The organism is Actinoplanes subglobosus, from assembly GCF_042650585.1.
Taxonomy (GTDB): Bacteria; Actinomycetota; Actinomycetes; order Mycobacteriales; family Micromonosporaceae; genus Actinoplanes; species Actinoplanes subglobosus.
Map to the genome: position 1 here is coordinate 576,183 of NZ_JBHSBL010000024.1, position 13,203 is coordinate 589,385.

The following is a 13,203-nucleotide window of genomic DNA, read 5'->3' on the forward strand; positions in this document are numbered from 1 at the left end:
CAAGTCCGGCATGTGTCTGGATGTGCCGGGTTGGTCGACGGCGTCGGGTGCGCAGAATCCTTCCGAGAATGGACCGGAAACGGCGGTGACACGCCTCCCGGCGATCAATCATCGGGCATCGGTTATCGGTGGCATTACACTTCGGGAAAGCCGAGCACGGCCGTCTCGCGCGACTGTATGTTCACGGTGTTATCACCGTCGGCGCAACGAGGTTGGTGCATTCTCATGAAGGCTCGAAAAATGGCGGGGACGACTGCTGCCGGGATTGTCGTGGCGATCATCGTGGCAGGTCAGGGCAGTGCCATGGCGGCGCCGACCGGATTCTCCTACACCGGATTGACTCCGGCTCCGTGTTCGAAGGTGCTGCTCTCCCAATCGGGTGACAATACGCAGGTGCCGCTCGATATCACCAACGACACCGAGGAACCGATCAAGCTGGCGTGGCGCGATTTCGCCGGAAAGCGTGCCCAGGAGCGGACCATTGCGGCGGGTGACAGTGTCGAGACGTCGCTGACTTATCGGAAGCACGTCTGGGAGGTCATGGACAAGGGCGGGAAGTGTCTGCGGCTCTTCGTCGTCAAGCCGACGGCCACCTCCGCGAGCATCGTCCTCAACTGATCATCGACGTCGGCGCGGTGACGGTTCGCTTTCCGGAAGGACACTGATGACCGTCACCGACATCCTCTCCCCGGAGTGCCTGGCCGACCCCACCGCAGTCTGGGAGGCGCTGCGCGAGACCGAGCCGCTGGCCTTCCATCAGGGCATGAACGCGTACGTGATCAGTCGCTACGCCGATGTCGAACGAGCCTTCAAGGATCCGGTCTTCACCAGCGACAACTACAGCTGGCAGCTCGAACCCGTGCACGGCCGCACGATCCTCCAGATGGACGGGCGGGAGCACTCGGTCCACCGGCGCCTGGTCACCCCGGCCTTCCGGGGTGGTGAGCTGACCGCCAGGTTCGTGCCGGTGATGCGGCGCAACACCACCGAACTGCTCGACGCGTTCCGGTACGACGGCGAGGTCGACCTGGTCGACGCGTTCACCACCCGGTACCCGATCAACGTGATCGTCGACATGCTGGGGCTGCCCAAGTCCGACCACGCGCTGTTCCACCGCTGGTACACGTCGCTGATGGCGTTCCTGGCCAACCTCACCCAGGATCCCGCCGTGGCCGCGGCCGGGTTGCGGACCCGTGACGAGCTCACGGACTACCTGCTGCCGCGTATCGCCGAGTGCCGGGCCGACCCGCGCGACGATCTGCTGTCCGTGCTGTGCACCGCCGAGATCGACGGTGAGCGCATGACAGAGCGCGAGATCAAGTCGTTCGTCAGCCTGCTCCTGCTCGCCGGGGGCGAGACGACCGACAAGGCGCTCGCCAGCATGATGCTCAATCTGGTCCGCCACCCCGACCAGATGGCCAAGGTGCGTGCCGACCGTTCACTGATCGGCCATGCTCTCGCCGAGACGTTGCGGCACTCGCCGCCCGTACAAATGATCATGCGGCAACCGGCCGCGGACGTGGAACTCTCCGGCGGAACGGTGCCCGCCGGCGCCACCGTGGTCTGTCTGATCGCCGCCGCCAACCGCGACCCGCGCGTCTACGCCGACCCGGACCGTTTCGACGTCTCCCGCCCGGATCTGGACTTCGCCAAGGCCTACACGGCCGCCGCCAACCACACCGGTTTCGCTCTCGGGCGCCACTTCTGCGTCGGCGCCATGCTCGCCAAGACCGAGGTCGAGGTCGCCGCGAACGCCCTGCTCGACGCCATGGACGACATCGAGCTCGCCGAGCCGGCCCACCCGCGAGGTCTGTTCACCCGCGCGCCGGCCTCGCTGCGGCTGCGGTTCCGCCCGGCCCGGTGAGAGTCTCCGCCGCATGAGAGCCCCTACACTCCAGCGGTGATCTCCGAGCTCCCGGTGGCCCGGCACCCCGCCGCCGTGATCCGCCATCATGCCGCCGGACCCGCCGCCGGTGGACTCGGTTGACGACGGCCGTGGACAGTCGTAATTTTCATCGGGTCAACGGGTGGATGAAAAGGGTGACCATCAATGTCGGGTGAGAGCGGCGGGCTGCTGGGGCGCCTGCGCATCGAGGGACCGCAGATGCCGGAGGCGCTGCGGCGGATCGCCGAGGCGATCCTCGCCGACCCGGAGACGTCGGCACACGCCAGCATCGTCGATCTCGCCGAGCGGTCCGGGACGTCCACCGCGACGGTCACCCGGTTCGCGCGGACGCTGGGCTTCAAGGGGTACGCGAGCCTGCGCGTCGCCGTGGCCACCGAAACGGGGCGCGCCGAACAGGCACGCTGGGAAACCGACATCAGTGGTGACATCTCGCCCGACGATCCCTTGGACCAGGTGCTGAGTGTGGTCGCGGCCGCCGACACCCGGGCCATTCAGGGCACCGCGGCCGGGCTGGACGTGGCCGCCGTCGATCGGGTCGCCGCCGCCATCGCCGGGGCGCAGCGGGTCGAGTTGTTCGGCTTCGGCAGCAGCGGCACGGCGGCACGGGAGATGGCGTTCCGGCTCGAGCGCATCCGCGTGCCGGTCTGGCACCGGCAGGACAGCCACACGGCGCTGACCAACGCGGCCCTGCTGCTGCCGGGGGACGTCGCGATCGGGCTGTCGCACTCCGGGCGTACCCGTGAGGTCATCGAAACGCTTGCCGAGGCGGCCGATCATGGCGCGCTCACCGTGGCGGTGACCAGTTTCGGTCGGTCGCCGCTGGCTGAGGTCGCCGACATCGTGTTCACGACCAGCGTGCTGGAGACGACGTTCCGGTTGGCGGCGCTGTCGGCGCTGCACTCGCAGCTGCTGGTGCTCGATCTGATCTATGTGGCGGTGGCGCAGCGGACCTACGAGCGCACCGCTGAGGCACTGAAGCTCACGGTCCGGGCCGTCGACGCGCACCGGCTGCCCGAGAAGGCGCCCAGCCGGAAGCGCCGGTCCAGCCCTGACCGATAGTGGTCATGACCGGATTTCTCCGGCGATTTGGGTCGTCATCGCGCCGCGAGATGGATCGCCGCTCGTCGCCGGGCGGTTTCGGCTCAGGGCCGGTCGCTGCCGAGGACTCGCTGGACCACGAGGTAGACCTGCTCGACGGTGATGCCGTACTTGCCGGCGATCATGGCGACGTCGTGGCCGTCGCCGTAATCGGCGACGACGGCTTCGAGAACCGCCGACTCGGCCGCCTCATACGACGACGGTGCGTAATAGGCCGGCGGAGGTGCAGGCGCCGGGTATCCCGGCGGCAACGGCGCGGGATCAGGCTGCGGTGGGTAACTGCCGGGCGGCGTCTGAAAGCCTGGCCCTGGGTGGTCGGCCGGTCGGCGGTAATCGATCGGCCCCTGGTATTCCGGTGGCACCGGATAGCCGGGAATGCCCTGGTAACCCGGCGCGGGCGGGGCGTAGTGACCCGGCGCGGGCGGGGCGTAGTGACCCGGTGCGGGCGGGGCGTAGTGACCCGGTGCGGGCGGGGCGTAGTGACCCGGTGGCGGAGCCTGCCCCGCGGGCCCGACCTCACGCTCGACCACGGCGAACACCTGCTCGACCGTCAATCCGTAACGCGCCGCGATCCCCTCGACCTCATACCCGTCGCCGAACTCCGCGACGATGCGGTCCTCCCTGCTCGGGTATGCCTCAGTCACGGATTGAAGCTACCGCGCCGTGTCCACCACCGGAACCACGGTCAGCTCATCGCCAGCGGGTCCGGCGGAAAGAGATCATGTCCCTCCCAGGGATCGACCGCTTCGGGATATGCCGATTTATCCGGCTCGGGTTGGGGAGTGCCCGGTGCCGGAGGCTTCCCGGCGGGAGATCGCGACCCGGCGGCAGATGCCGTCCCGGCGGCGGGCGCTGAGGGCGACCGCCCAGCGGCGGGCGGAGGAGCGCCGCCACCCGAGGGCGGCCCGGCGATACGCGTCGGCGGCAGCGCCGAGTCGGCCATCGTCGCGGGCCCGGCGATCAGCGTCGGCGGAAGGGCACTGGCCGCCGGCGGCGAGCTGACAGCGGTAGGCGGCCCGGCGATGAGGGTAGGCGGCAGCACGGACGACGGCGCGGCTGACGGGGTCGCGGGCGACACGGGAGCGGCCGGCTCGACCAGCAGCGCCGACGCCGCGGCCCGCTCCGACTCGAGCCGTGCCCGCGCCGAATCGAACACCGGCCCGCGGAGCCCGGTCAGTGGCTCGTCCCGCCACATCTCCAGCGCTGTCCGGATCTCATCAGTCGCGGTCCCGATCGCCCCGGTCTGGTGCTCGGCCCGGGCCCGGGCCAGCGTCGCCCGGAACACCCCGGTATCGACCGAGGTTTCACCCGCCCGGATGACGTAGCCGCCGTCGGTGAGGGTGATCAGCGAGCTCCGCTCCGGATCGAGAGCCCGCCGCAGCGCGCCGATGTAGCGTTGCACGACGTCGACCCCGTTGGACGGCGGGTCACCGTTCCACAGGGCGGCGACGATCTGCGGCAACGGCACCGGCCGCGGCGCGTGCAGAAGCAGCAGAGCGAGCACCGCCTGCTGTTTCGGATGTCCGAGGTCCACCGCTTCGGCGCCGCGGAACGCGCGGATCGGCCCGAGCATCTCGAAGCGCAGCTCGCCGGCGGACGAGCCGTCGTTCATCTGGAACCCCCTAGTTCCCCGGCAGCAGCAGCATAACGACGGCTGTCGCGCCGCAGGTCCGGCGGGTGAACAGGCGCTGTCGCCGAACGGTCACCGATCGCGGACGGGTTTCCCGGTAGCGGTACGGCGCAGGGCGCCCACGATGCTGATGTCGCGCGGACGTTCGGCACGGGACAGCCGCCCGCTCGCCCAGTCACGGAGTTCGGCGGCGGTGAGCGTGCTCCCGGCCCGGACCTCGACGGTGGCGCGCAGACGCTGACCGAATTCGGTGTCGTCGACGGCTTCGAGCAGCACGTCGGTCACGTCCGGATGCCGGGTGAGGGCGTCGGCGACCGGTCCCGGGTACACGTTCTCCCCACCGGAGACGATCATGTCGTCGAGTCGCCCGTCCACGAACAGCCGCCCGGCCGGATCGAGATGTCCCAGGTCCCCGGTGCCGAGCCACTCTCCGTCGGGCTGCCAGCCGCGCACCCGGATCTCACCGATACGGCCGGGCGGCTCACCCGTACCGTCTGATCCGACGATCTTGATCTTGACCCCGCGTGGCGCACGGCCGACGGTGCCCGGCGCGGCCCGCAGATCGGCCGGGGTCGCCATCGCCGCCCAGCCGGCCTCGGTCGTCGCGTACATGTTGAAGATCCGCTCCCCGAAGCGTTCCCGCAGCCGTTCGCAGAGGTCGGCGGTGAGCGGTGCGGCGCCGCTGACGACGCCGCGCAGCGAGCCGAGATCCGGGAATTCCGGCAGCTCACAGATCCGTCGCAACTGGATCGGCAGCGCGAACAGCAGCCCGGCCCGATGCTCGGCGACCGCGTCGAGGATCCGCCGCGGATCGCCGCCGGGCACCAGGACGACCGGTGCGCCCAGGGTCAGCCCGGCGGACAGATAGGTCAAACCGTATCCGTGGTGCGGCGGCGTCGCCACGACGATCGGCTCGCCACGCCGCACCGGCGTCATCCGCAGATGGGTGGTGACCGGCCCGAGCAGCATGCTCACCGGAAGCGGCCGCGACACACTGCGCGGCACACCGGTGGTCCCGGACGTCAGCACGAACACGCGGCCACGCCGGACCCTCCCGGCAGGCGGAGCGCTTTCGCCGATCATTTCCGGCCAACCCATGTGCGGTACGCCCACTCCCGGCCCACCCAGCCGAAGGCGGTCTCCCCGTACCCGCTCATCACGCGGCGCCGTCCCCGCCGTCAGCGGTTCGGTGATCAGCGCCGTCGCTCGTTCGCGCCGTAACACCTCGTTCAGCCGGTCGGCGGGCAGATCCGGCGGCAGCAGGATCACGTCCGCACCCAGCCGGGCCAGCCCCGCCGCCACCGCCACGAACCCCCGATGCCCGTCACAGGCCACCCCGACCCGATCGCCGGCCCGCACCCCGAGCCGCTCGGCCGCGTTCCCCGCACACCGTTCGGCCAGCGCGGACAGCTCCCGGTAGCGGACCGGCCCGTCCGCATCGATCAGCGCGATCCCGTCAGCCGGCCCGGCGGCGACCGCGGTGGCCAGGCTCCGCCCGTACCGCCGACCGGCGACCAGGATCCGCAGAATCCGCTCAGGCCGCCACAACCCGGTCGCCGCCAGCACCCGAACCGGCTCGACGGCATCAATCGCCCACATACCCGCGGCGAGTGCCCGTTCCACGATCCGCGGCATGATCGCCAGGAGAACCGACCCGATCTTCGCCCACCACGGCCACCACGACGTCCGATGGGCCACCGACCGGCAGACGATCTCCGCGGCCTCACCCGCAGTCATGGCCGGAACCCGCCGATAGTGCGGCGTAGGAGCGCTCATCCGGGTCCGGACCAGATTGAGATAGACCGTGCTCACCGTCACCCGGTCGGCCCGCAACTCGACCGCCGCACAGCGCAGCCACGTGTCGAACGCCGCCTTCGACGCCAGATAGGCCGACCAGTGGGGCGTCCGGGACGCGAGCCCCGCGGTCGAGACGTTGACGATGTGCCCGCCACCGGCCGCCCGCATCGCCGGAAGCAGCGCCAGCATCAGCTGAACCGGCCCCAGATGGTTCAGCGCAACGGTCCGCTGGATGTCATGGAACCGATCGGCGGTGTCAGCGACCGACCGCCGGATCGAACGCCCCGCATTGCTCACGATCACATCGATCCGGCGATACCGGTCCAGCAGGTCCGCCGCGAGCGCGGCCGCCGCTTCCGGAGACGAGAGATCAGCCGGGTGTACGAACGCCCGCCCACCCGCCGCCACGATGTCAGCCCGGACCTGCTCGAGTCGTTCCACGGTGCGAGCCACGAGAAGTACGGTGGCCCCGGCCCCCGCCAGCCGCCGCGCCGTGGCTTCCCCGATCCCTTCGGAGGCGCCGGTGACGAGAACGGTCTTCCCCGCCACGGCCGCCCGAAGCCGCCGCTCCCGAGGCCCGCGCCCGGTGATCCCCGCCCCGATCCGAACCCACCGTCCGATGTACCCCACCCGCACATTGTGATCCACTACGCCCCCCACCACCGCCCCTCCGCCGTCGCCCGGCTCCGGGACCCTGCATGGTCGGGAGGCCTACGGGTTGTTCGGGGTGGCGTCCAGGGCGGCGGCCGCGTCGGCCGGGTACGTTCGCTGCCCGCCCAGGACGATCAGGCTGCCGATCACCAGGGGGATCAGCACCACCGTGTAGGCCAGCCGCAGGGAGCCGGTGCTGTCGGAGGCGATCCCGATCAGCCACGGGCCGAGGGCGCCGCCGAGGGTGACCAGCATCTGGAGTACCGCGAAGCCGAGCCCGCGCCGGGATGCGGCGACCACGTCGGCGTTGGCCGCGGTCAGGTTGGCGATCGCTCCGGCGAAGCCGACGTTGGCCAGGGTGAAGCAGATGGCCTGCGGTACCAGGACCGGCACACTGACCGCCCCGGCCAGGAACACCGTTCCGAACAGGAGTGACCAGCCCCCGATGGCCACCCGCCGGGAGTGGTCGCGGTCGCCGAGCCAGCTCCCGGCCAGGATTCCGGCGACGATCCCGACCAGTCCGGCGCCGCCGCCGACGGCCGCCGCGGACGCCTCCGGCAGGCCGAATTCGCGGGCGTAGAAGGACGGCATCCAGAAGAACAGCCCACCGAGCCCGAAGAAGAGGATGCTCAACCCGATGATCACCGAGCGGAGGGTACGGATCCGCAGCAGCGTGACCAGCTGAGCCCGCATCGGGACCACCGGTGCGGCGACGGCCGGGGTGTCGGCGGTGGCGGTCGTGTCGGCGGCGGCAACGGTCGCGGTGGTGTCGTTGTACCAGCGGGACAGGCTGTCCCCGACGCCGCGTACCGGCTCGCGGACCGTCAGCATGAGCAGCGCGATGATCACCCCGGGGACCGCCACGAGGAAGAACCCGGTACGCCAGCCGACCGTCTGTGCCAGTGCCCCGCCGGCGATGACCCCGATCGGCAGGCCCGCGAAGTACGCCATCCGCTCGTAGCCGTAGGCCCGCGCCCGCCCCGGCCCGGGATAGAGGTCACCGAGCAGGCTGGACGCCGGCGGGTTGTACAGCTGCCCGGCCGCCCCGAGCAGCACCCGTACCGCGAAGAGGGTCGCGTAGGTACCTGCCAGCCCGGTCCCGACGGTCAGCAGCGCCCACACCGCGACGATCGCCGACACGGTCCACGTGCGTTTCCCGGTGTCGGCGAGACGCCCGGCGGGCAGCAGGAGCACGATCGCCGCGATGGCCCCGGCCGTGGCGATCGCCCCGCCCTGGCTGTCGCTGAACCCGAACTCCTCCTGGATCGTCGGCAGCGCCCCGGCGAGCAGGTTGTACTCGATCCGGTCTATCGCGGCGACGAGCGCGATGCAGACGGCCGGCCACCATCCGAACGGCGCTCCGGTCCCGCGCCGCACGGTCACCGGCGGCCGCCCGCGGTAGGCCGTCACCTGTTTGATCTGCTGCTCGGACTCACCCGTGACCGCCATGCAGGCACCCTACGGTGGGAAACGCTGTTTCGCTAGAGGACACGGGATGATGGACCGCGGGGGGTCCCCGGCCCGGAACGGATCGCCGAACGACAGGGTGACCCGGTCGGTGCTCCGCGAGGCGACCGGCAGTCCGGCCCGCGCCAGCAACACGGTGAGTGTCCTCCTCGGACAGTGACGCCCGGGACGTGGTCGTGTTCCGGGCGTGACCCACCACCACCATGCCCCACGTACCCGGCCGGAGGAAGACCCGCCCGCGTACGTACGGGGGAGCGGACGGCATGTGGTTCAGTGGCGGAATGGACTTCGAGACCGCGCTGGGATCACTGTTCTCACCCGAGGGGCGCCGGGATCCGTACCCCGCCTATGACGTACTGCGGGAGCACGCACCGATCTTCTCCGCGCTCGACGGCCGCTACTTCGTCACCACCCACGCGCTGACCAGCAGACTGCTGCGTGACCCGAGCGTCCGGGTCGCCGACGCCGCCGTCTACGACAGTTTCTGGCCCGACTGGCGGGAGAACCGTGGTGTCGCCTCGGTCGTCCAGTCGATGCTGCTGACCAACCCGCCCGACCACACCCGTCTCCGCCGTGCCGCCGCCGGGACTTTCACGGCCCGCCGGGTCGCCGCGATGCGCGACATGATCGCCGAGCAGGCCGCCGACCTGATCAAGGCGATGCCGGAGCGGGCCGACTTCGTCAGCGCGTTCGCGTACCCCCTGCCGATCGCGGTCATCTGCGCCCTGCTCGGCGTCCCCGACACCGACCGCACCTGGTTCCGGGAGCAGGCCGCCGACCTCACCGTCGTCCTCGAACCGATCAGCACCGAGGACGAGATGGCCCGCGCCGACGCCGCCGGCCGCGAGCTGGAGGACTACTTCATCGGCCTGATCGCCGAGCGACAGAAGGAGCCCCGCGAGGACCTGACCAGCGAACTCGCCGCCGCCGGCTCCGGGCTCACCGGTCCGGAACTGCTCGCCAACCTGGTGCTGATGCTGGTCGCCGGCTTCGAGACCACCACCAACCTGCTCGGCACCGGCCTGAAACTGCTGCTCGACCAGCCCGCCCAGGCCGACCGGCTGCGCGCCGACCCGGAGCTGGCGCCCGCCTTCGTCGAGGAGATCCTGCGCTGGGACTCGCCGGTGCAGATGGCCGCCCGCTACGCGTCGGAGCCCCTCGACCTCGGCGACGGCGTCTACCTGCAGGCCGGCGCCGACCTCAACCTGCTGCTCGGCTCGGCCAACCACGACCCCGAGCGCTACCCCGACCCGCACCGCTTCGACCCGGACCGGCCCAACATCCAGCCGGTGTCGTTCGGCGGCGGCGCCCACTACTGCCTCGGCGCGCCACTGGCCCGGCTGGAGGCGCAGGTCGCGTTCCCGCTGCTGCTCGGCATGCTGCCGCGGCTCGCGCCGGCCGGCGAGCCCCGCCTACGGGACCGCCTGGTCCTGCGTGGTTACGCCGAACTCCCCGTCACCACGGGCTGACCGCCGATGCCGACCGCCGATTTCCTGTACGAGGCAGGCGTGCTGAAGCGGACCACCCGTACCGGATGGGCTCTCGCCCGGATCGCGAACCGTGAGTCGGTCGCGGACCACTCGTTCCGCACCGCGCTGATCGCCATGACACTGGCCGCGATGACCGGCGCCGACCCGGACCGGGCGGCCACCCTGGCGCTGCTGCACGACCTGCCGGAGGCCCGTCTCGGCGACATGCACCACCTGACCCGCCGCTACCTCGACGAGCCGAAACCGTTCCGCCAGGTGATCGACGACCAGACCGCCGCCCTGCCCGCCCCCGCCCGCGACCTGATCCGTACCCGCGCCGCTGAATGGCTCGGCCAGGACACCGAGGAGGCGCGCCTGGCCCGTGACGCCGACATCCTCGACTCGGTCCTGCACGTCCGGGAAAGCCTGGCCGACCGCCCCGAACTGCGCGAACGCTGGGAGGAATACCTCGCGGCCGCAGTCACGACCGACGCCGGCCGCACCCTGCTCGCCGAGATCCGCGCCACCGATCCGGACGACTGGTGGCCCCGCACCGTGTCCGGCTGATCACAGCCTTATGGTCGTGAGATGCACATCCGGCCGATCCACCACGGCGACGCCGCCCGCCTCGCCGTCCTGCTCGACCAGCTCGGCTTCCCGTCGACCGAGCGGGAGGTCCGCCAGCGTCTCGACTACTGGCTGGGCGACCGGGCGGGCGCGCTGCTCGGCGCCGACGACGACGGCACGCTGGTCGGGATGGCCGCCCTGCACATCACCCCGCTGTTGGAGGTGACCGGCAAGTTCGGCCGGCTGGCCGCGCTGGTCGTCGACGAGGCGGTCCGCGGCCGAGGCGTCGGCCGGCTGCTGATCGTCGCCGCCACCGAGCGGGCCAGATCCGCCGGCTGCCTGTTCGTCGAGGTCAACAGCAGCAACCATCGGGAGTCCGCGCACCTGTTCTACGAGAGTCTCGGCTTCACCGACAGCCGCGAGACGTCCCGCCGCTTCGTACTCCCTCTCCAGGGCACCTGACCGGACAGCGCACCCCCGGTAGGAGGCGGTGACTCAGGCGGTGGGCGAGCGATCGGTGTCGGCCGGATGGACCGGCGGGCTGCACGGGTCGCAGAATGTCTTCACCGGCGTGTGGGCGGTCAACCGGTCCGGGATCAGGAACCAGGCCAGCACCCCACCACCCGTCATCAGCGCCGCGCACAACAGCATCGCGTCGTGGTAGACCGGCGCCAGGACGACCGGGTCGGTGAGACTTCCCGCCCCGATTCCGGCGGCCAGCGGCAACACCGCCACCGCGAGCAGGCTGGCGGCTCGCGCCACCGCGTTGTTCACCCCGGAGGCGATTCCGGCGTACGAGTCGTCGAGCGCCCCGAGAGCCGTGGCCGTCAGCGGCGCCACCAGCAGGCACAGCCCCAGACCGAAAAGGATCACCGGAGGCAGGACGTCGGCGGTGTAGGAGGCGTCCGTGCCGATCCGGGACAGCCAGGCCAGGGCCGCCGCGCAGACCAGTGGCCCGGCCGTCATCGGGATCCGCGGCCCGATCCGCTGCCCGAGAGCCCCGGCCCGGGCCGACAGCAGCAGCATCAGCACGGTCACCGGCAGCAAAGCCATCCCGCTGGCCAGCGGCGTGAACCCGGCGACGACCTGCAGGTTGACCACGACCAGCAGGAACACCCCGCCGTTGGCCGCATAGACCAGGAACGTCACCAGATTGGCCCCGCTGAACGCCCGCGACCGGAAGATCCGCAACGGCAGCATCGGATGAGACGAGCGGCGTTCGACCAGTACGAACGCGACCATGGCGGCGACGCCGACGGCCAGTGACACGAGCACGGCCGGGTCGCCGGGCCCGTGCTGCGGCCACGCCGTGAAACCGTAGGTGAGCCCGCCCAGGCCGGCCGCCCCGGTGAGCAGCCCGGCGACGTCCACCGACCCGGTCGCCGACGGGTTGCGGGACTCCGGCACATGCCGCCCGGCCACCCACAGCACGACCGCCGCCACCGGCACGTTGATCAGGAAGATGAGCCGCCAGCTGCCACTCTGCACCAGCCAGCCGCCGAGGAACGGCCCGAGCGCACCGCCGATGCCGCCGAGCCCGGACCAGGCGCCGATCGCTTTGGGCCGGTCCTCCGGGGTGAACGACGCCTCCAGGATCGCCAGCGCGCCGGGGGTGAGCAGAGCCCCGCCGATGCCTTGCAGGATGCGGGCCGCGACCAGCAGTTCGATCGTCGGCGCGAGCCCGCACAGCAGGGAGGCGGCGGCGAACCAGGCGACCCCGCCGAGGAAGATCCGCCGCCGGCCGAACCGGTCGCTGAGCGAACCACCGAGCAGCACCAGCGAGGCGAGACTGAGGGCGTAGCCGTTGACCGTCCACTGGAGGCCGGCCGAGTCGGCGTCCAGGTCACGCCCGATCTCGGACAGGGCGATGTTGACGACTGTCGCGTCGATGAACGCGAGGCTGGAACCGAGCACGGTGGCCAGCAGCACCCACCGCCCGGCCGCGGACCGGTATCGCAGAGTCACGTGCCGAGCCTCGCACACGGCTGATGGTGGCAGGCCGTTCGGGCAGGTCCGACCGGCTGACCTACCGACTGGTGAATCACTCAGGTCGCCTCGCGCAGCCAGGTGCGGCACAGCCACCACGCGTTGACGGCGCCGAACGTGCCGGCCGGGTCGATGCCGGTCACCTCGGTGAACCGGCGGACCCGGTTGCGGACCGTGTTCGGGTGCACGAAGAGCCTCGCACCGGCGACGGTGACGTCGCGGTCGGCCTCCAGCCAGGCCAGGACGGCGTGGGCCACCGGTTCGGCGTTCGGGCCGAGCCCGGCCCACGCCGGCCGGTGCCGGTCGAGGAGTGCGGCGGCCAGGTCGGTACGGGCGGTGAGCGCCGCCTGCCAGGCCACGTCGGCGATGTGGGTGACCCCGGCCCGGCCGGTCGACTCGGCGGTGAGCAGGGCGGCCAGCGCGAGCCGCTGCACCGGGGCGAGCTTGTCGGGGGCGGCCGGACCGGCCAGTCCGGCTGTCGCCTGGCGGACCGACGGCGCCCGGGACAGGACGCCGACGAACAGGTCGTCGACGATCGCGCACACCACCGGCGGCTGTTCGCGCAGTTCCCGCTCGTCGAACCCGGGCCGGGCCACCAGCACCCACAGCCCGCCGGGCGGCAGGCCCGCCTC

At 71.4% G+C, this 13,203-nt stretch carries 12 protein-coding genes; 6 read left to right on the forward strand and 6 right to left on the reverse strand.

What is annotated here, in order from left to right:
* The 3 genes from ACFO0C_RS36835 to ACFO0C_RS36845 all read left to right on the forward strand — a co-directional run.
* Positions 1-618, forward strand: a 618-nt coding sequence (locus ACFO0C_RS36835; RefSeq protein ID WP_378071405.1) for a hypothetical protein, incomplete at its 5' end; no start/stop codon positions are given.
* 46 nt (positions 619-664) lie between these two features.
* On the forward strand, positions 665-1,864 hold the full coding sequence (locus ACFO0C_RS36840; protein WP_378071406.1) for a cytochrome P450: 1,200 nt from the start codon (positions 665-667) through the stop codon (positions 1,862-1,864).
* A 186-nt stretch (positions 1,865-2,050) separates the two neighbouring features.
* On the forward strand, positions 2,051-2,965 hold the full coding sequence (locus ACFO0C_RS36845; RefSeq protein ID WP_378071407.1) for a MurR/RpiR family transcriptional regulator: 915 nt from the start codon (positions 2,051-2,053) through the stop codon (positions 2,963-2,965).
* Between the two features lie 83 nt (positions 2,966-3,048).
* Here the strand turns inward: ACFO0C_RS36845 and ACFO0C_RS36850 are convergent, their stop codons facing one another.
* From ACFO0C_RS36850 to ACFO0C_RS36865, 4 genes are all read right to left on the reverse strand, one after another.
* Complete coding sequence (locus ACFO0C_RS36850) at positions 3,049-3,648, reverse strand: hypothetical protein (protein ID WP_378071408.1); 600 nt, start codon at positions 3,646-3,648, stop codon at positions 3,049-3,051.
* Positions 3,649-3,689: 41 nt separating this feature from the next.
* Positions 3,690-4,616, reverse strand: coding sequence for an AfsR/SARP family transcriptional regulator (locus ACFO0C_RS36855; RefSeq protein ID WP_378071409.1), 927 nt, complete (start codon positions 4,614-4,616; stop codon positions 3,690-3,692).
* Positions 4,617-4,706: 90 nt separating this feature from the next.
* Positions 4,707-7,094, reverse strand: coding sequence for an SDR family NAD(P)-dependent oxidoreductase (locus tag ACFO0C_RS36860; protein WP_378071410.1), 2,388 nt, complete (start codon positions 7,092-7,094; stop codon positions 4,707-4,709).
* Between the two features lie 48 nt (positions 7,095-7,142).
* Entirely contained in the window at positions 7,143-8,531 is a 1,389-nt protein-coding gene (locus tag ACFO0C_RS36865; protein WP_378071411.1) for an MFS transporter, read from the reverse strand.
* A 299-nt stretch (positions 8,532-8,830) separates the two neighbouring features.
* Between ACFO0C_RS36865 and ACFO0C_RS36870 the strand changes: the two genes are divergently transcribed.
* Genes ACFO0C_RS36870 through ACFO0C_RS36880 form a run of 3 tightly spaced genes read left to right on the forward strand, consistent with a single transcriptional unit; the run spans position 8,831 to position 11,047 of the window.
* Positions 8,831-10,018: a cytochrome P450 gene (locus ACFO0C_RS36870; protein ID WP_378071412.1), complete on the forward strand. Its 1,188-nt coding sequence runs from the start codon at positions 8,831-8,833 to the stop codon at positions 10,016-10,018.
* Between the two features lie 6 nt (positions 10,019-10,024).
* Positions 10,025-10,585 carry an HD domain-containing protein gene (locus ACFO0C_RS36875; protein WP_378071413.1) on the forward strand — a complete coding sequence of 187 codons (561 nt, stop codon included), beginning with the start codon at positions 10,025-10,027 and terminating at the stop codon, positions 10,583-10,585.
* A gap of 21 nt (positions 10,586-10,606) precedes the next feature.
* Complete coding sequence (locus tag ACFO0C_RS36880; protein ID WP_378071414.1) at positions 10,607-11,047, forward strand: GNAT family N-acetyltransferase; 441 nt, start codon at positions 10,607-10,609, stop codon at positions 11,045-11,047.
* A 33-nt stretch (positions 11,048-11,080) separates the two neighbouring features.
* On the opposite strand, the gene ACFO0C_RS36885 is transcribed toward ACFO0C_RS36880, so the two are convergent.
* The gene (locus ACFO0C_RS36885; protein ID WP_378071415.1) at positions 11,081-12,550 is read right to left on the reverse strand and encodes a DHA2 family efflux MFS transporter permease subunit; all 1,470 of its coding nucleotides are present in this window, start codon (positions 12,548-12,550) and stop codon (positions 11,081-11,083) included.
* Between the two features lie 80 nt (positions 12,551-12,630).
* Positions 12,631-13,203: helix-turn-helix domain-containing protein (locus tag ACFO0C_RS36890; RefSeq protein ID WP_378071416.1), on the reverse strand; the 573-nt coding region annotated here is incomplete at its 5' end.